We start from the raw sequence: 21,407 nt of genomic DNA, 5'->3' as shown, positions 1-21,407 counted from the left end.
CGACGGAGTCGACTAGCCGTTGCCCGGTCATGCACACCTCGTACCGATACAGACGCGCACTGCCACTCATCCGCACCGCGTGCGGACCAGCCAGTGTTCGTTCCACCTATCCATCCATCCCGACCACCGCGCGCCGCTCGTGCGGCTGCCCGGTGTTGCCGATCATCTCACTGAGCGCGACAATCCTCGCACCTGTCCCGTCGCCGGGTTCGGCAACGGCCACCGCGGCCTCGGTGAACACATGGCTCACCTCGTCCGCACCCCCCTGGTCTGCCCCCATCACCAGCGTCGCGCCCGCGATCGCGGCCGCGACGATCTCGAGCACGCCCGCCACCGAATCAGGTCGGCCCGCCGCTCGCGTGCGTGATTCGAAGTTGAGCCCGGCGCGCTCGGCCACCTGCTCGGCCGCGGTCGCCAGCTCGTCGTAGCTCAGCGTGCGACCGCCGCCGGCGAAGGCCACGTCGTCGCCGCGCAGGGCACGGGTGCGGTGCGCGTAGCCGATCGGACGAGGTGATTCCGCGGCCAGTTCGGCCCGCAGCGCGGGGTCGGCCAGGTCGTACCAGTCCAGCCCGTCGGGGGCGTCGAGGATGTCGATGGTCAGGCCGAGTTTCACCTCGAGGTTGCTGCCCGGCGGGCGGGCGTCCATCGTCATCAGCGGCACCACCGCCGCGCCCGCCTTGAGCACCGCCCAGGTCGCGATCGCCGCGTCCACCCCTCGGTCGAGCCGCACCGCGACTCCCGTACCCGGACCGGCGCCGCGGGCGATCAGCGAACGCGCCAATTGTGATGAGCGGGCATCGAACTCGGCGTAGGCGATCGCCGTTTCACCCAGCTCGAGCGCAGGTGCGTCCGGGTCTTCCTCCACGGCCGAGGCCAGTTCCTGCGCCAGCGCGGCACCGTTGGCCGACGGCACGGGGGCATAGGCCGCGGCCGTCAGCTCACGTTCGCGCTCGCTGGCGTCACGCAGGTCGATGTCGCCGACACGCACTGCGGGATCGGCGGCGACCGCGGTGACGATCTCGGTGAGCCCGCGTGCGAAGGCGGCGACGGTGTGTTCGTCGAAAAGGTCGGTGGCGTAGGTGAAGACGATGCCGATCTCATCGGGTTCGCCGGTCGCCGACAGGCGCGGTTCGATGTTGACCTGCAGGTCGAACTTGGCGGGCCGGGCCGCGAGGTCCATCGCCTCGATGGTGAGGCCCGGCAGGCGGAGCACGGGGGTCTCGTTGTTGTGGAAGGAGAGCACCACCTGGAACAGCGGGTTGTGCGACACGGTGCCGGTCGGGGCCACCTCCTCGACCACGCGCTCGAACGGCAGGTCGGCGTTGGCGAAGGCGGCCAAGCCGACTTCGCGTGCGGTGCTGACCAATTCGTCGAAACCGCGGCTGGGGTCGACCTCGGTGCGCAGGGTGAGGGTGTTGACGAACATGCCGACCAGGTCGTCGAGCTCGGGTTCACCCCGGCCGGCGATCGGGGTGCCGATCGCGATATCGGTGCTGCCGGAGATCCTGGCGAGCAGCACGGCCAGTGCCGCGTGCACGACCATGAACAGCGACGCGTTGTGCCTGCGGGCGATCTCGGCGAGGCGGACATGAACGTCGGCGGTCAGGGTGGTGCTCACATCGGCGCCGCGCAGCGAGGCGTGCGAGGGGCGCGGATGGTCGTGCGGCAGCTCGACCGTGCCCGCCTGCCCCGACAGGGTGTGCCGCCAGAACTCCAACTGCCTCGCGGCGGTGGAATTCTCGTCGGATTCCGAGCCGAGCACCTCGCGCTGCCACAGCGCGTAGTCGGCGTACTGCACGGGCAGTGGCGACCAGGCGGGTGAGCGTCCTTCGACGCGGGCCCGATAGGCGATCACGAGGTCACGGGCCAGCGGCGCGAGCGAAGCACCGTCGGCGATGATGTGCTGCACCACTACGGCGAGCACGTACTCTTCCTCCGCGAGCGGGTCGTCGGCTGGCGAGGTGAACAGCCCGGCGCGCAGGGGAACTCGCTCGGCGACATCGAAACCGCCCGCGAGCAAACGCATCACCCGGTCACGTGGATCGTCGCATTCCTCCAGCGCGAGGCCGGTCGGCAGCACCGCACTGACGGGCAGGATCTCCTGATACGGAACAGCGTCGGCGTCATCGGCCGGGAAACGGGTGCGCAGCGCCTCGTGCCGTTCGAGCACATCGGCGACGGCGTAGCGCAGCGCAGAGGTGTCGAGCGCGCCGCGCAACCGCAGGACCAGCGGGATGTTGTACGCCGGTGAGTCGGGGTCGATGCGGTTGAGCAACCACATCCGCTGTTGCGCGGGCGAGAGCGGAACGACGCCACGGTCCTGCGCCGGAATCAGCGGTGGTCGTGGCGCGGCCACCGAACCTGGGCGCACGCGGGCCGCGAGCGAGCCGACGGTGGGCGCCTCGAACAGGTCACGTACCACCAGGTCGGTACTCAGTGCCTGGTCGATGCGGGCGATGGCCCTGGTGGCCAGCAGCGAGTTGCCGCCGCGGTCGAAGAAGTTGTCGTCCAGACCGATCTCGGGCACGCCGAGCAGGGTCGCGAATACCTCGGCGACGCTGAGTTCGATGGGAGTGGTCGGCGCGCGGAAGGTGGTGGCGGCGGTGAACTCCGGTGCGGGCAGTGCCGCCCGGTCGAGTTTGCCGTTGGTGGTCATCGGTAGTTCCGCGACCACCACGACAGCGTCGGGAACCATGTATCCGGTGAGGAATTCGGCTACGGCCGCCCGCACTTCCACCGGGTCCAGACCCGCGACCACGCGAAGATCGGCGGGCGTGGAGTCGTCGTCGGACCCCGCGCCGCTGTCGCCACGTCCGAAGCGCGCGCCTACCGGCGGCTTCGGAAGTACGGTCGTGGGCGCGTCGTTCGGATCGACTACATCTGTCGCCGGGACGACGTAGGCGATCAGCCGGTCTCCGGCGTGCTCGTCGGCGCGCACGATGACCGCGGACTGCCCGACGCCGGGCACCCGCAGCAGGGCTGCCTCGATCTCGCCCGGTTCGATCCGGAAACCACGCAGCTGCACCTGCTGGTCGCCGCGGCCGCCGTATTCGAGGGTGGGGGTGCCACGGAACCCGATCCAGCGACCGAGGTCGCCGGAGCGGTAGCGCCGGGCGCCCGGTTCACCGAACGGGTCGGCGACGAAGCGGGTGGCGGTGAGACCCGGCTTGCCGAGGTAGCCGCGCGAGAGCTGGTTGCCCGCGATGTAGAGCTCACCCGCCACACCGAACGGCACCGGACGCAGACGGTCGTCGAGGACGACCACCGACAGTCCGGGCAGCGCACGGCCGATGAGGCTGCCGGGCAGGTCGACGGCAGATCCGCCGATGTGGTCGGCGTCCACCGGCGCCCGGTCGGCGACGATGTCCGCCGTCCGCGCGGTCAGGACCTGGTGCGAGACATGGACGGTGGTCTCGGTGATGCCGTACATGTTGACGAGTTCCGGTGCGCCCGGCCCGTTTCCGTAGCGGTCGTACCAGCGGCTGAGCTTGCGGGGGTCGAGAGCCTCACCACCGAAGACCACGTACCGCACCGGCAGCGCGATGGCGCCCGCGGCCTGCGCGGCCCGGTCGGCTTCGTCGAGCTGGGCGAAGGCGGTGGGCGTCTGGCTCAGCACCGTCACGTGTTCACGGGCCAGCAGTTCGCGGAATTCGATCGGCGACCGGGAGGTCAGGTGGTCGACGACGACCACCGACGAACCGCCTGCCAGCGCGCACCACAGTTCCCAGACGGAGAAGTCGAAGGCGAAGGAGTGGAACACCGTCCACACGTCGTCCTCGTCGAAGGCGAACAGCAGCTGGGTGTTGGCGAACAGCTCGAGCACATTGCGGTGGGTGACGCCGACGCCCTTGGGCAGGCCGGTGGAACCCGAGGTGTAGATGACGTACGCGAGATGATCCGGGCGCAGCGGGGCACGGCGTTCATCGGGATGCAGCGGAGCGTCGCTGTAGACGGGCGGCTCGTCGAGCAACACCACGGGCAGATCCGCGAGCGGCGTCAGCAGTCCGCGCTCGGCTGAGGTGGTCAGCACAACAGCGGGTTTCGCGTCGTCGACGATGTAGGCCAGCCGCTGCGCCGGGTATCCGGAGTCGATCGGCAGGTAGCCCGCACCCGACAGCAGCACCGCGAGCAGCGCGACCGGCAGCTCCTCGGTGCGCGCAACGGCCACAGCCACCAGGGTTTCCGGGCCCGCGCCCTGCACGACGAGCGCGCGGGCCAGCGCCGATGCCCGACCGAGGAGGCCGGCGAAGGTGAGGGACCGCTCCCCCGCCCTGATCGCGATCGCCTCGGGACGCTGTTGCGCCTGGGCGGTGATCAGGTCGGTGAGCGTGACCTCGGGAACCGCGATGCCGGGCGAATAGCCCTCGCGCAGGACGAGTTCACGCTCGCCGGGGGCGAGCACGTCGATATCGCCGACCGGCTTGGCCGGGTCGGCCACCACCGCGGCGAGCACCCGCGTCCAGCGGTCGGCGAAGTCGGCGACCGTGGCGCGGTCGAAGAGGTCGGTGGCATAGACGAAGGTGGCCGCCAGGCCCTGCGGCGCGCCGTCGACGCCGATGTGTTCGGCGAGCTCCACCTGCAGATCGAACTTCGCCAGTGGCACCGTGAAGTCGGCGGCGGAGACGGCGAGGCCGGGCAACGCCAGGTCGGTGCGGGCCAGGTTCTGGAAGGTCAGCATCACCTGGAACAGCGGGTGCCGCGCGGTCGAACGCACCGGCTCCAGCAGGTCGACGAGCCGCTCGAACGGCACGTCGGCATGCCCGAAGGCGGCCAGATCGCGTGCTCTGACCTCGGCGAGTAGCCCGCCGAAGTTCGTCGCCGGATTCACCTCGGTGCGCAGGACCAGGGTGTTGACGAACATGCCGATCAGCTCGTCGAGCGCCTGCTCGCCACGGCCGGCCACCGGGGTGCCGATCGCGATGTCGCGGGTGCCGGAGAGCCGGGCCAGCAGCATGGCCAGCGCGGTGTGCACCACCATGAACAGCGTGGCGTTGTGCTCGCGGGCCAGCGCGGACAGACCGGCGTGCACCGAGGCGGGGACCTGGACGCTCAGCGACCCGCCCGCCCGGCTCGACACGGCGGGACGCGGCCGGTCGGTGGGCAGTTCGAGCTGTTCGGGCAAGCCGGACAGCGTCTTTCGCCAGAAGGCCACTTGCGCGGCGAGCAGCGAATCCGGGTCGTGCTCGGCGCCGAGCAGTTCACGCTGCCACAGCGTGTAGTCGACGTACTGCACCGGCAGCGGCGGCCATTGCGGCGCGCCGCCACCGCGCCGTTCGGCGTAGGCGGTGAGCAGATCCCTGGTCAGCGGCGCGAACGAGAAGCCGTCGGCGGCGATGTGGTGCACCACGCAGACGACGACGTGCTCGTTGTCCGAGATCGCGAGCACCCGCACCCGCACCGGCGGCCCGGCGGTGACGTCGAAGCCGGTCAGCGCGGCAGCGCCGATCGCCTCGGTCAGGTCTTCCTCCGCCACCTCGACGATCTCGAACTCGGGCACCGCGGCAGGGTCGCCCGCCGCCAGCACCAGCTGGTGACCTTCGCCGTCGAGGACCGCGCCGTGGCCCTCGGCGCCGATACCGTCGGACACCGGGTAGACCGTGCGCAGAACTTCGTGGCGCGCGATCAGGTCGGCGATCGCGGCGCGCAGGGCGGGCAGGTCGAGGCGGCCGGAAAGGCGGACCGCGACCGGGATGTTGTCCACGGCCGACGTGGGGTCGAAGCGGTTGAGGAACCACATCCGCTGCTGGGCGTAGGACAGCGGGACCAGCTCGGGGCGCGGACGCGGCGTCAGCGGGAGCGCGTGTGCCGAAACACGGTGCTGCTCGGCTCGATTGGCGAGGGCGGCGACGGTCGGCGCCTCGAACACCGCCTGCACCGGCACCCGCACGTCCAGCGCGGCGCCGATGCGGGCCACCGCCTGCGCGGCGAGCAGCGAGTCGCCGCCCAGTTCGAAGAAGTCGTCGTCGGCGCCGACCCGGCCCGCGCCGTCACGCAGCAACAGGGCGGCGAACACGTCGGCCACCACCTGTTCGGCCGGGGTGGCGGGCGCGCGGAAACCGCGGGCGGAGAACACCGGCGTCGGCAGCGCGGCGCGGTCGAGCTTGCCGACCGAGGTCAGCGGCAGCTCTTCGAGGACCATGATGACCGACGGGATCATGTACGCGGGCAACGATTCCGCGAGGAATTCCGCCAGCGCGCCGGTGTCGATCGTGCGGCCGGCGCGCGGCAGCACGTAGGCGACCAGCGCGGTCGCGCCCGAGGGCATCGTCTTACCCAGCGTCACGGCGTAGTCGAGGTCGGGGTGCGCGGTGAGCGCGTTGTCGATCTCGCCGAGCTCGATCCGGAAGCCGCGCACCTTCACCTGGAAGTCGGTGCGGCCCAGGTATTCCAGCGTGCCGTCGTGTTCGAACCGGCGCACCAGATCACCGGTGCGGTACAGCCTGCCCGGCCCGAACGGCGAGGCGACGAAACGTTGCGCGGTGAGCCCCGGCCTGCCCAGATACCCCTGCGCGAGCGCGGGGCCGGAGAGATACAGCTCGCCGACCACTCCGGCGGGCACCGGCCGCAGGCGCGCGTCGAGCACGTACAAGCCCATGCCGGGCACCGCGTGGCCGATGGTGATCGGCGCGTGGGCCCGCAGCGCCGAGGTGCTGGTGGCGAGGATGGTCGCCTCGGTGGGGCCGTACCCGTTGTAGAACGCGCGCTCACCGGTTGCCCAGCGACCGACCAGTTCCGGGCCGAACCGGTCGCCCGCGACGATCACGGTCGACAGGTCCGGCAGCCCGGCCGGGTCGACGGACTCGAGCGCGCCAGGGGTGATCAGCAGGTGGGTGATGCGTTCGCGGCGCAGCAGGTCCGACAGTTCGAAACCGCCGAACACGCGCGGCGGCGAAACCACCAGGGTCGCACCGGTAGCGAAGGCGAGCAGCAACTCGAGCACCGACACGTCGAAGTTCGGCGAGCAAACATGCAGCACCCGCGAATCGGGTTGCACGTCATAGTGTTCGCGCTCGGCGGCGACCAATGTGGCAAGCCCGGTGTGCGTCACCACGACGCCCTTCGGCTTACCGGTGGAGCCGGAGGTGTAGATGACGTAGGCCGGGTGCGCTTCGTCGATCGGGCGGACCCGATCGGCGTAGCTCACCGCGTGCCCCGGCCGCACGGCGATGCGCTCGGCGACCACCGGGTCATCGAGTTCGATCCAGTACGCGGTGGTACCGAGGCAGGCGCGATGGGCCGCGGTGGTCAGGCCGATGGTCGCGCCGGAGTCGGCGACGATATGGGCGATCCGGTCGGCCGGGTAGGCCGGGTCGACCGGCACGTACGCGGCACCGGTCTTGGCGATGGCCCACACCGCGAGCACGGATTCGATCGAGCGGGCGATGGCGATCGCGACGACATCGCCCGCGCCCATCCCCCGGTCGATGAGTTCACGTGCCAGGCGCGAGGATCGCTCGTCGAGCTCCCGATATGTGAGGTGTTGTTCCGCGCCGGGCATCCCGGTGGGGTTGTAGCGCAGCGCGATCGAATCGGCCGCGGATTCGACGGCGGCCGTGAGCAGCTGACCGAACAACGGTGCGCCGGTAGTACGTCGGCGACCGGCACGGCCCGTGCGGCGGGGGGTTTCCACAGACCTATACACCTCTCGCGTCCGGCGGCCGAGTCGGACACAGCATAGCCACACCTACATAGCCGCTGCCGACCGTCGCCGAGGTGTGCGCCACGACACACCAACTCTATCGCAACAGAATCGTAATGCCCATGTAGTCCGTTACGGACGTGTATCGCCGGATCCGTCCGCACCCGCGACGACCTGCGCAATTGCCGGTCCGGACGTGGCTACCGCCACAGCGGAGAGCATCTCCTGGTGGGTGGCCTCGACCGGGTGGTCAGCAATGATCCCGCTGACGAACGGGCGCCATCGCGAGGCCCCGTCCCCCAGCTTTTGGGGGGTCCGCAGGGCGGTGAAATAGGTCAGATCACCGTCGAATCGTGCGGGTTCGAGCTCGGTGAGAAGCGCCACCGAGCGCAGTGCGCCGCGGTACATGCCCACGAACTGCGCGCGCGAGATCGGCGTGTCCGCAGCGAGTGTTGTGTGCAGTGATTCCAGTGCCTCGTCGCCGAGTTCGGTGAGTTGGCTGGGCAGTTGCCGCTCGGGTATGCCGAGTTCGGTGAGCACGTGCCGCAATTCGGTGGCGAAATCGGCGAGTGCGGCGCCGGGGAGGCTGTCGAGCATCGTCAACGACGCCACCGTCTCGCCCTCGGCTTGCAGGCGGGTCGCCACGGCCTGCGCCAGCACGCCGCCGAGGGACCAGCCGAGCAGCTGATAGGGGCCATGGGGCTGAACGCCGCGGATTTCGGCCAGGTAGCGGTCGACCAGCTCCTCGGCCGAGGCGGGCCGGAATTCCGGATCGCTCAGCGCCGGCGACTGGATGCCGACCACGGGCTGGTCCTCGGGCAGGTGCGGCACCAGGCTCGCGTAGGCCCACGCCAGACCCGAGACCGGGTGCACACAGATCAGCGGCGGGCGGGTGCCGCGGCGGGCGATCGGCAGCACGACCGCGAGTGCGGCTTCGAGGTCGGCCGCGCCTGCGGGGCCGTCGCTGATTCTGGTAGCGAGACCGGCGACGGTCGGGTCGGCGAAGAACGCGGCGACGGTGAGCTCCACGCCGGTGTGTTCGCGCAGGTGGTGCACGACGCGGGTGGCCAGCAGCGAGTTGCCGCCGAGCGCGAAGAAGTCGTCGTCGAGGCCGGGGTTGCGCGCGCCGAGGACCTCGGTGAAGACGGCGGCTACGGCGATCTCGTGCTCGGTCCCGGGTGCGCGGTAGCGGCGGGGTTCGAGCACCGGCGCCGGAAGGGCGGCCCGGTCGAGCTTGCCGTTCGCGTTCAGCGGGAGGCGGTCGAGCACGACGAAGGCCGAGGGGACCATGTAGGACGGGAGCACCTGCGCCACCGCGGCTTTGGCCTGCGCGGTGGTGAGCGCCCCGCCGGGTGCGGGGACGACATAGGCAACCAGCCGGTCACCGAGTTGCGGGTCGGTCGTGGCGACGACCGCCGCCTGGGCGATCTGCGGTGCGGCGAGCAGGGCCGCTTCGATCTCGCCGAGTTCGATGCGGAATCCGCGGATCTTGACCTGGAAGTCGGTGCGACCGCGATAGTCGAGTTCGCCGTCAGCGGTCCAGGCGACGAGATCACCGGTGCGGTACATGCGGGCACCGAGCTCGGAGAACGGGTCGGCGACGAAGCGGTCCGCGGTGAGGTCGGGTCGGCCGAAATACCCGCGGGCGAGCTGCGCGCCCGCCAGATACAACTCTCCCGCGACACCTACCGGGACCGGACGCAGACGGGCGTCGAGGACGTAGACCCGGCTGTTCCATTCGGGCCGGCCGATCGGGACCGTGGTGCGATCGGCGGTGGTGACGCGGTGGTCGGTGATGGAGACCGCGGCCTCGGTCGGGCCGTACAGGTTGTGTAGCGCCGCTGGGTTCGTCGCCAGGAAACGCTGGGCGGTGGCGGCGGGGAGCGCCTCGCCGATGGCGAGGACGCGCCGCAGCGAGTTCGGCAGGACACCGGCGGATTCGGTGAGCAGCGCATCGAGCATCGACGGCACCACGTGCAGGGTGGTCACCGAGTGCGCGGCGAGCACGCGGAGCAGGTAGGCGGGGTCGCGATGGCCTTCTGGAGCGGTGATCACCAGGCGGCCACCGCAGATCGCGGCCGACCAGAATTCCCAGACCGACAGGTCGAAGGTGGCGGCGGTCTTCAACAGGACCGAGTCATCGGGGCCCAGGCCGAATGCTGCTGTCTTCCACCGCAACTGGTTGACGATGGCGGCGTGCGAGACGGCGACGCCCTTCGGCTTGCCGGTCGAGCCGGAGGTGAAGATGACGTAGGCGGTGTTCCCTGAGCGCAACACACCGATGCGCTCGCTCGCCGCGATCGGGGCGGCTGACACCGCCGACAGCTCCAGGGTGTCGACGGCGATCACCGGTGCGCTCCGTGTCGCGTCGACGCCGGCGGTGAAACCGTCACGCGTGGTGGTCAATACGCAGGTCGGGGCAGCGGTCGCGAGCACATGCGATACCCGATCGGCGGGCTGGCCGGGATCGACGGGAACGTAGGCGGCGCCCGCCTGCGTCACCGCGTACATGGCGACGACCAGCTCGGTCGAGCGTCGCATCGCCAAGGCGACCCGGTCCTCGACACCGACGCCCTGCGCGATGAGGTGTCGCGCCAGCTGATTCACGCGGGCCGCGAAGTCGCGATAGGTGAGCGCGGCGCCGTCGGCGTCGACGAGCGCCACACCGTCCGGGTTCGCGGCGGCGGTATCGGCGAACAGGGCAGGCAGCGTCGTGGCCGGGGTGGCATGGCCGGTCGCGTTCCAGTCGTGCAGGATTCGCGCGCGCTCGGCATCGGAGAGCAGATCGATCTCGTCGGCGGGACGACCCGGCGATGCGGCGATCGCGGTGAGTACTCGCGCGAAGCGCTCCGCGTAGGACTGTGCGGTCGACTCGTCGAAAAGGTCCGTGGCATAGGTGAACACGCCGCTGATCCCCTGCGCCACGCCGTCACTGTCGTAGCCGTCGGCGACGATGGCGTGCAGATCGAACTGGGACACCGCGAGATCCACGTCGACGCCCTCGACCGCGGTCTCGCCGAGTTCGAGGCCGGAGCGGCTGAGGTTCTGGAAGGACAGGCCGACCTGGAACAGCGGGTGGCGGGCAGTGGAGCGGGCGGGGTTGATCGCCTCGACCAGTCGCTCGAACGGCAGGTCCGCGTTCGCGAAGACCTGGAGGTCGGTATCGCGCTGGCGGGCGAGCAGTTCGGTGAACGACTCACCGGTTCGCAGCGTGGTGCGAAAGACCAAGGTGTTGACGAACATGCCGATCAGGTCGTCGAGCGCGGCCTCGCCACGACCCGCGACGGGCGTACCGACCGCCAGATCGTCGGTGCCCGCGAGCCTGGCCAGCGTCACCGCGAGGGCAGTGTGCACGACCATGAACAGCGTCGCGCCCTGATTGCGCGCCACCGCCAGGAGGGCGCGGTGGGTGTCGGCGTCGACCTCGATCGGGACGCGACCGCCGGCGAAGGACTGCACGGCGGGACGCGGCCGGTCGGCGGGCAGGTCGAGCTGGTCGGGCAGCCCGGCCAGCGCGCCACGCCAGTAGGCGAGCTGGGCCGAGGCCAGCGATCGCGGGTCGTCCTCGCTGCCGAGCAAGGCCCGCTGCCACAGCGCGTAGTCGGCGTACTGCACGGCCAACGGCGCCCACTCCGGCGCGTCACCCGCCGAGCGGGCCGCGTAGGCGAGCATGAGATCCCTGGTGAGCGGGGCGAGTGAGGACCCGTCACCGGCGATGTGGTGCACGACCACCGCGAGCACCGCTTCGTCGCCACCGAGCTCGAACAACGCGACCCGCAACGGCACCTGGCCGCGCACGTCGAACCCCGACGAACCGAACTCGCGCATGGCGGCGGCGAGCTGCTCGGGCGCGATCGAGCACACCTCGAGCCGCGGCGTCGCCTCGGTGCCGGCCAGAATCTGCTGGATCGGCCCGTCGTCGGTCTCGGGGTAGATCGTGCGCAGGGTTTCGTGCCGGGCGACGAGGTCGGCCACGGCGGCGCGCAGGGCTTCGACCTCGATGGCACCGTGCAGCCGCACCGCCATCGGGATGTTGTAGGCGACCGATCCCGGGTCGAACTGATTGAGGAACCACATCCGCTGCTGGGCCAGCGACAGCGGAATCCGTGCGGGCCGCTCCCGGGCGGTCAGCGCGGGACGTGCACCCGCACCGGCGGATTCGGCGAGTCGCCGGGCCAGCGTTTCCACCGTCGACGCCTCGAACAGCAGCCGGACCGGAAACTCGGTGTCCAGCGCGGCGCCGAGGCGGGCGGCGACCTGGGTGGCCATCAGCGAGTTGCCGCCGAGGGCGAAGAAGTCGTCGTCGAGGCCGAGCTGTGTGTCGCCGAGGTCGAGCACCTGAACGAAGGTGCCTGCCACGATCTCCTCGACTGCCGTTGTGGGGGCCCGGAATTCGGCGTGTTCGAGGATCGGTGCGGGCAGCGCCCTTCGGTCGAGCTTGCCGACCGGGGTGAGCGGAATGGTGTCGAGTGCCATCAGCACGGTCGGCACCATGTGCGCGGGCAGGCTGCGCTCGGCGAAGGCGGTGAGCGCGGCGTGGTCGACGGTCGCGCCCGGGGCCGCGTGCACGTAGGACACCAGAATGGTGGCGCCGCTGTCGAGTTCGTGGCCGATGGTGGCGGCGAAGTCGAGGCTCTCGTGGGCCGAGAGCACCGCGTCTATCTCGCCGAGTTCGATGCGGAAACCACGGATCTTGACCTGGAAGTCGTTGCGGCCCACATAATCCAACGCGCCATCGGCGGTCCAGCGGACCAGATCACCGGTGCGGTAGAGGCGAGAACCGGCCGGGTCGAACGGATTCGCGACATAGCGAGAGGCGGTGAGGACGGGGCGGGCGTGGTAGCCGCGGGTCAGCTGGGCGCCGGTGATGTAGAGCTCGCCGGTGACGCCGGGCGGGACGGGGCCGAGCCGGTCGTCGAGGACGTATTCGGCGACCCCGTTGATCGGGCCGCCGATGGTCATCGGGTCGCCCGGTTTCAGCGGCACACTGATGTTGGTGACAATGGTCGTCTCGGTGGGCCCGTACACGTTGTGGAATTCGCGCAGGGTGCCATCGGCGAGGGGAATCGCCCAGCGCCGCGGCAGATCCGGCGCAACCGCCTCGCCGCCGACCGCCACCACCCGGAAGTCGTCGAGCCCGTCCGGGTCGATCGAGGCCAGCGCGGCCGGCGTGATGAACGCGTGGCTCACCCGTTCCCGCCGCAGCAGCGCGGCCAGATCGTCGCCGCCGTACACACTCGGGTCCACGATCACCATCGTGGCGCCCGCGCCGATCGCCAGCAGCAGCTCCAGCAGCGACGCGTCGAAGGACGGCGACGCGAAATGCAGCGTGCGCGAAGTGGATTCGACACCGTAATGCCGACGCTGCTCCTCGCTGAACCCCGCGAGCCCGGCCTGCGTCACCGCGACGCCCTTGGGCAGGCCGGTGGAGCCGGAGGTGTAGATGAGGTAGGCGAGATCCTCGGCCCGCACCGGACGAAGCCGGTCGGCGGAGGTGATCGCCTCGCCGGAGAGGCTGTCGAAAGGGTCCGCCTGGTCGGTGCCGTAGAGCCGGGCACCCGCAGGCCGAGCGCCGTTGTCGCGCGTGCCGCCGGTCGGCTCGGCGTCGAGTCGGAGCCATTGCACCTGGGCCGGAAGTCCGTCGGCGACGGCCGCGACGGTCAGTCCGAAGACCGCGCCGGAGTCGGTGACCATGTGCGCCACCCGATCCGGGGGGTAGTTCGGGTCGACGGGGACGAAGCCCGCACCGGTCTTGGTGACGGCCCAGACGGCGAGGACCGATTCGATGGAGCGCGGGATTCCGATGGCTACCAGGTCGCCCGCGCCGATGCCACGACCGATCAGGAAGCGGGCGATGCGGTTCGACCGCTCGTCGAGTTCGGCGTAGGTGAGGCTGCCGAGGGTGCGGGCGGCGTCGGCGAGGACGACCGCGAGACCGTCGGGGTTGGTCTCGACCGCGGTGGCCAGCAGCTGTGCCAACGCGGTGACGCGCGGGCGACGCGTACGAACCGGTCGGGTTCTTGCCGGTCGTGTCATAGCTGTTCCACCTCACCCATCACCGAAACTTTTTGTCCCGCAGCGGGGCCCCCGCACTGCGGGCGCCGCTCACGCCACCGGGGCGCGCAGATCTCCGAGTACCAGCACTGCCTCGGCCGCTCCCGGATTGCCCGGTGCGGCATCATCGGCGATCAGCGCCTGCAGATCACCGAGCTCGGCGGTATCGAGCGCCTCGATCCCCACCCGGTCACCGAACAAATGGGTTACCCACTCCTCGGCCAGTGACGCCGACAATCCGTTGGCTACCCCGATGTCCGCGACACCGGGCACCAGCACCATCGACGCGCCCGCGACGCCCGCGGCCACCGGCTCGACCAGCGCCGTGAAGCTGTCGACGGAGCCGTGGCCGAAGGTGCGGGCTTCGAAGGTCAGGTCGGTGTCGGCGCGCACCTGCGCACCCGCCGTGGCGAGTTCGTCGTAACTGCGGGTGCCGTCGGCGCCGACGAAGGCCGGGTCACCGCCGCGCAGAGCTCGGGTCCGGTCGGCGTAGGTGACCGGGCGAGCGGACTGTGTGGACAGTTCGGTCTTGATCGCCGGGTCGTCGAGCGAGATCCAGTCGACGCCGCGAGGTTCGCCGACGGTGATACTCAGTTTCGCGGCGGGTTCGGCGGGCGACTCGGTGCCGGTCACCGGGACCACGGCCGCGCCTGCCTTGAGGATCGCCCAGACCGCGACGGCCCAGTCGACGCCACGCGGAAGATCGACGGCCACACCGTCTCCCGGCCCGAAGCCGCGCCCGATCAGCAGCCGGGCCAGGCGGGCGGAGCGGGCGTCGAGCTGCTCGTAGGTCAGCGCGTCGTCGCCCCAGACGAGCGCGGGGCCCTCGGGGTCGTCCTCGGCGGCGGCGGTGAAAGCCTGCGCCAGAGTGGTGCCGCCCGACGGAGTGCTCGGCGCGGGCGCCTTGGCCGCGCCGGCGAGCAGCCGGGTGCGTTCGGACTCGTCGAGGATGTCGATGTCGCCGATCCGGATCTGCGGATCGGCGGCGACGGCGGTCAGGATGCGGGCGAAGCGGGCGCCGATGCTGCGCACGGTGGCCTCGTCGAACAGGTCGGTGGCGTAGTTGAACAGCGTCACCAGCTCGTCGGGATCACCGGCGGCGGTGAAGCGTGGTTCGACGTCCACCTGCAGGTCGAACTTGGCAGCGATCGCGGTGTCCAGCGCGTTCACGGTGAGGCCGGGCAGTTCGAGCGCGGCCGCCTCGTTGTTGCTGAAGGTGAGCGCCACCTGGAACAGCGGGCTCTGCGCACTGCCCCGTCCGGGCGCGACGACCTCGGCGACCCGCTCGAACGGCAGGTCGGCATTGGCGAACGCGCCGAGGTCGGTCTCCCGCGCCACGTCCACGGCCTCGTCGAAGGAACCGGCCGGATCGAGGGTGGTGCGCAGGGTCAGGGTGTTGACGAACATGCCGACCAGCTCGTCGAGCGCCCGCTCACCGCGCCCGGCGACGGCGGTGCCGATGGCGATGTCGGATGTGCCCGACAAGCGGCCGAGCAGCACGGCCAGCGCCGCGTGCACGACCATGAACAGCGACGACTTGTGCTCGCGTGCCAAGTGATTGAGGGCGGCGTGCACCTCGGCAGGCAACCGCAGCTCGGACGTGGCGCCGCGCAGGGTCGGTACCGAGGGCCGCGGGCGGTCCTGCGGCAGTTCCAGCAGCGGTGGCACGTCGGCCAGCTGGTTGCGCCAGTAGTCGAGCTGGGCGGCGGCCAGGGATTCGGGCTGCTCGTCGTCGCCGACGACCGCCCGCTGCCACAGCGCGAAGTCCGCGTACTGCACTTCCAGCGGCGTCCACGCCGGGCTCTGGTGCGCGGCACGAGCCACGTAAGCGGTCATCAGATCGCGGGCGAGCGGGGCCAAGGACGCGCCGTCGGCCGAAATATGGTGCACCACCACAACGAGCAGCCACTCGGCCGAAGTCCCGTCGGTGAGCAATCGCGCACGCAGCGCAACCTCACGCGTCACATCGAAACCGGCACCGGCCAATTCGCCCGCACGAGTGAGGACATCGGTGGTCGTCTCGACCTGGAGCCCCTCGGGCAGCACATCGGCCACGGAGAGAATCTCCTGGAAAGCCCTGCCGTCGGACACCGGGAAGAAGGTGCGCAGCGACTCGTGTCTGCCGAGCACGTCGGTGACCGCGGCGCCGAGGGCGGCGATGTCGAGCTCACCGGTGAGGCGGATCGCGAAGGGGATGTTGTAGGAGCCCGAGGCGGGGTCGACCTGGTTGACCACCCACATGCGCTGCTGAGCCAGCGACAGCGGAATGCGCTGTGGCCGTTCGGCGGCGACCAGCGGCGGTCGGGCAGCGGCACCGCTCGCCGCACCGACGCGCGCGGCCAGGGCCGACACGGTGGGCGTCTCGAACAGGTCGCGGATGGCGAGGTGGGCGTCGAGCGCCTCGTTGATGCGGGCGATCGCCCGGGTGGCGAGCAGCGAGTTGCCGCCGAGCGCGAAGTAGTCGTCGTCGGCGCCGACGCGGGCCATGCCGAGCAGTTCCGCGAAGACCCCGGCGACGATCTCCTCGGCGGGGCTGACAGGAGCGCGGAATTCGCCCGCGGTGAACGCGGGGGCGGGCAGCGCCTTGCGGTCGAGCTTGCCGCTCGGATTCAGCGGGAAGCCGTCCAGCACCGTGACGACGGTCGGAACCATGTAGGTGGGCAGCGAGTCCGCCACGGCCGTACGCAGCGCCGCGGGGTCGGGCTCCTCGCCGGGCCGCGCCACCACATACGCCACCAGGTGCTGGCCGGACGCGGTGTCGAGTACCAGGGCCACAGCCTGGCTGATCGCCTCCTGGGCGAGCAGGGCGGTCTCGATCTCACCGAGCTCGATGCGCTGACCGCGGAACTTCACCTGGAAGTCGGTGCGGCCCAGGTATTCCAGCGCGGGCTCGGCCGAGGATCCACCCCAGCGGACGAGGTCGCCGGAGCGGTACATCCGCGCGCCGGGCTCGAAGGGGTTGGCCACGAACCGATCCGCGGTCAGACCGGGACGGGCGACATAGCCGCGCGCGAGCTGGTCACCGGCGAGGTACAGCTCGCCGACCACTCCGGCAGGCACCGCGCGCAGGCGTGAATCCAGCACGTAGACACGGGTATTCCACTCCGGCACGCCCATCGGCACCGATCCGCGATCGGAATCGCTTGCGGGCCATCGCGTCACGGTGACAGCAGCCTCGGTGGGCCCGTACAGATTGTGCACCCCGGCCGTGGACACGCGGGCCACGTCGGCCACGGTCTCGGTGGGCAGCGCCTCACCGGCGGCGAACACCGCCCGCAGGCTCGGAATCGAACCGGCGGTGGTGTGCGCGGCGAAGACCGACAGCATCGACGGCACGAAGTCGGTGAGCGTCACGCCCTGTGCCGCGATCGTTTCGGCGAGGTACAGCGGGTCGCGATGTCCGTCGTGGGTCGACACGACCAGCTTCGCGCCGGTCCGCAGCGGCAGGAAGTAACCCCACAGCGACACGTCGAACGTGGCGGGCGTCTTCTGCAGATACACATCCGACGGGCCGATCCCGTACTCGGCGCCCATGTAGACCATCTGGTTGACGATCGCCGCGTGCGACACCGCCACACCCTTGGGACGCCCGGTGGAACCGGAGGTGAAGATGACATAGGCCGGGTTCTCGGGCCGGACCGGCCGAGCCGGCTCGACAGGCGCGCCCGAGAACTCTTCGAGCGCAACGGAATCCACCAGGATCACCGGCACACCCGCGGGCACCTCGATCGCGTCCGCGGTGGTGCTCAGCACAGCGGCGGGCGCGGCGGTCTCGAGAATGTGGGCGATGCGATCGGCCGGATGGTCCGGGTCGATCGGCACATACGCACCGCCTGCGGTCACGATCGCGTACATCCCGACCACCAGATCGAGCGAGCGCCGAACCGCGAGGCCGACCAGGGATTCGGGACCGACGCCGTGGGTCACCAGCAGCCGGGCGAGCCGGTTGACCCGCTCGTCGAACTCCCGATAGGTCAGCTCGGCGCCCTCGTACGCGACAGCGACAGCATCGGGGTGCTCGGCCACCGCACGTCGATAGCCGTCGAGCAACAGTTCCGGCGCGAGGTCGCGGCGAGTGTCGTTCCACTGCACCAGGATCCGGTCCAGCTCGGCGGGCTCCAGAAGCTCGATCGCACCGAGCGGCGCGGCGGGCGCGGCGACGATCGCGGCCAGCAACCGCTGGAATCGATCGGCGAACCCGGCGACGGTCTCGGCGTCGAACAGATCGGTGGCGTAGGTGAGCCCGACCGCGATGCCGTGCGGCGCACCGTGGCGATCGGTGTCCTCCACCATCTCGAACTGCAGGTCGAACTTGGCGAACGGAATGGTCATCTCGACGCCCGCGACGGTCAGACCGGGCAGTTCCAGTGCCGTGCGCGCCATGTTCTGGAAGGCGAGCATCACCTGGAACAGCGGGTGCCGCGCGGTCGAACGGGCCGGGTCGAGCAGCTCGACCAATCGCTCGAACGGCACATCGGCGTGACCGAAGGCCGCGACGTCGACCGCGCGGGTCGAGGCGAGCAGCTCTTCGAAGCTGCCCGCCGGGTCGACCTCGGTGCGCAGCACCAGGGTGTTGACGAACATGCCGATCAGGTCGTCGAGGGCGGCGTCACCACGACCCGCGACGGGGGTGCCGATGGCGATGTCGGTGCTGCCCGACAGCCGGGCCAGCAGCGCCGACAGCGCGGCGTGCACCACCATGAACAACGTCGAATTATGGGCGCGCGCGATCTGATCCAACCCGGCGTGCACCTCGGCCGGGATGCGGAAGTCCAGGCTCGCACCACGGTAGGAGGCGGTGGCGGGCCGCGGCCGGTCGGTGGGCAGCTCGAGCTGGTCGGGCACACCGGCGAGCTGGGTGCGCCAGAAGTCGATCTGCTGGGTCAGGATCGACTCCGGGTCGTCCTCGGTCCCGAGCACGGCCCGCTGCCAGAGCGTGAAATCGGCGTACTGGACGGCCAATTCGGGCCAGCCCGGCGCGTTACCCGCGCGGCGCTGAACGTAGGCGGTCATCAGGTCGCGGGTGAGCGGGCCCATCGACACACCGTCACCGGCGATGTGGTGCATCACGCAGACCAGCACGTGCTCGGTCGCGCTCAGTCGCAGCAGCCGCAGGCGCAGCGGCGGAGCGACGGTGACATCGAAGCCCGCGCTGACGGTCTCGGTGACCAGGGCGGCGATCGCGTCCTCGTCTGCCTCGTCGGCCGCCAGAGCGGGCACGGCGCGCGGGTCCGACAGCGGCAGCACCAGCTGTGTGCCGACCCCGTCGACCGGCGGATACATCGTGCGCAGCACCTCGTGGCGGGCCACCAGGTCGGTAACCGCGACACGCAATGCGTCGACATCGAGCGCGCCCGACAGGCGCACCGCGATCGGCATGTTGTTCACCGCGCTGGCCGGATCGAACTGGTTGAGGAACCACATCCGCTGCTGGGCGAACGACAGCGGAATCGAGTCGGGGCGCTGCTGCGCGACCAGCTCGTGGCCGGAACCGGTGCCGATATGACGTTCGACGCGTTCGGCCAGCCCCGAGACCGTGCTGACCTCGAACAGCACCTGCACCGGAATCCGGGTGTCGAGCGCGGCGCCGAGGCGCGTGGCGGCCTGCGCGGCCAGCAGCGAGTTGCCGCCGAGCTCGAAGAAGTCGTCGTCGGCACCGACCCGGATCTCGTCCGGCGCACCGGCGGTCAGCAGATCGGCGAAGATGTCGGCCACCACCTGCTGCACCGGAGTCACCGGCGCGCGGAACTCGCGCACCGCGAAAACAGGCTCGGGCAACGCTTTTCGGTCCAGCTTGCCCACCGGCGTCAGCGGGATCCGGTCCAGCACCATGATCGCGGCCGGAATCATGTAGCCGGGCAACGATTCCGCGAGGAACGCGTCGAGCGTGGTCACCTCGAGCGTCGCGCCGGAGCGGGGCATCACATACGACACCAGCGCTGTCACACCGGAAGGCAGAGTCTTGCCGAGAGTCGCCGCGAAGTCGATGTCGGGATGCGCGGTGAGCGCGTTGTCGATCTCACCGAGCTCGATCCGGAAACCGCGGATCTTCACCTGGAAGTCCGAGCGCCCCATGTACTCGATAACGCCGTCGCCGGATTCGCTGCGCCGCACCAGGTCTCCGGTGCGGTACAGGCGCGCGTTCGCGTCACCGGACTCGGCGCCGAACGGGCTGGCGACGAAACGTTCCGCGGTCAGCGCGGGGCGGTTCAGGTAACCCTGTGCCAGCGCGGGACCCGACAGATACAGCTCGCCGATCACACCCGCGGGCACCGGCCGCAGCCGCGAATCCAGCACGAACGCACCGACACCGGCGATCGCGGCACCGATCGTCACCGGCGCGGCCGGATCCATCGGCGCGGTGCTGGTGGCCAGGATGGTGGCCTCGGTGGGGCCGTAGCCGTTGTAGAACTCACGCTCGCCCACGGCCCAGCGACCGACCAGTTCCGGACCGAACTTGTCACCGGCGACGACCACCACGCGCAGGTCGTCCAGGTCCGCCGGATCCACCGATTCCAGCGCGCCCGGGGTGATGAGCATGTGCGAAACCTGTTCGCGGCGCAGCAGATCCGCGAGCTCGAAACCACCGAACACACCGGGCGGCGCGATCACCAGGGTGGCGCCCGCGGAGAAGGTGAGCAGCAGTTCGAGCACCGACACGTCGAAGTTCGGCGAACATACGTGCAGCACGCGCGAGTCGGCGGCGACGCGGTAGTGCGCGCGCTCGGCGGCGACCAGACCGGCCAGACCGGTGTGGGTCACCACGACGCCCTTGGGCTTGCCGGTGGAACCCGAGGTGTAGATCACGTAGGCCGGGTGCCGCTCGTCGAGGGTGCGGATCCGGTCGGTGTAGGAGATCGGGTGCGCGGGCTGGGCCGCGATCGTGGTGGCCGTCTCGGCGTCGTCGAGCTCGAGCCAGGTCAGCGCCGTACCGAGCACGTCGCGATGCGCGGCGGTGGTGAGCCCGAGCACCGCGCCGGAGTCGGACACGATGTGCGCGATGCGGTCGGCCGGGTAGTTCGGGTCCACCGGAACGTAGGCGGCGCCGGTCTTGGCGATGGCCCACACCGCGAGCACGGAGTCGATCGACCGGGCGATGCCGATGGCGACGACGTCGCCGGGGCCGATCCCGCGAGCGATGAGCGCGCGGGCCAGCTGCGAGGACTGCTGATCGAACTCGGAATAGCTGAGCTGACGCTGGTCGGCCGGGTCACCGGACGGGTTGAACCGGACCGCGACCCGATCGGCGGCCGATTCGACCGCTCCCGTCAGCAACTGCCCGAATGTCGGACTGCTCGACCGGCGACGGCGATTACCGCGGGCAGAACGACGGGCAGTTTCCATTCGAGTTCATTCACCTCTCATCGCGTCTGCACGTGCGGCTGCCCCGCATCGCGCAGATCGAGTCATCATATAGACCGGTCGCATAATGTCCGAGTCAGCGTGCCCCCGGTGCTCGGGGCCCAGAGGACTATCGGCACGGCCCCGGAACGTGTTGCCCCCACCAACGGCAAAGTGACGGGGTTCATAAGAACCACCGTCACTCGCTAACGCTGTCAAGCACACCGCGTACCCCGACCCTTAGGGAGGGGCGCCGCGTAGCGGCGGTTCGCGGCCGTCCCGTCGATCAGGTGCCGTTGCGTAGGCGACGAAGGAGCAAGCAACGGTGCCTGATCGTGCAATTGGTCATAGGCGCCCGCCACCACCGCCCGGC

General features: G+C 70.5%; 3 protein-coding genes. All 3 read right to left on the bottom strand.

What is annotated here, in order from left to right; translation table 11 throughout:
- Window positions 1–106: 106 nt before the first annotated feature.
- Window positions 107–7,630, bottom strand: a complete 7,524-nt coding sequence (locus ACWDXS_RS25720; protein WP_449969401.1) for an amino acid adenylation domain-containing protein — start codon at window positions 7,628–7,630, stop codon at window positions 107–109.
- A gap of 141 nt (window positions 7,631–7,771) precedes the next feature.
- A complete protein-coding gene (locus tag ACWDXS_RS25715; RefSeq protein WP_449969398.1) occupies window positions 7,772–13,675 on the bottom strand; it encodes an amino acid adenylation domain-containing protein in 5,904 nt (1,967 codons plus the stop codon).
- A gap of 69 nt (window positions 13,676–13,744) precedes the next feature.
- A complete protein-coding gene (locus ACWDXS_RS25710) occupies window positions 13,745–21,037 on the bottom strand; it encodes an amino acid adenylation domain-containing protein (protein WP_449969395.1) in 7,293 nt (2,430 codons plus the stop codon).
- Between the last annotated feature and the right edge of the window lie 370 nt (window positions 21,038–21,407).

The sequence above is a fragment of the Nocardia sp. NPDC003183 genome (genome assembly GCF_053590715.1).
Note: the sequence above shows the minus strand (reverse complement) of the source record. Positions and strands in the feature narration are given on the sequence as shown.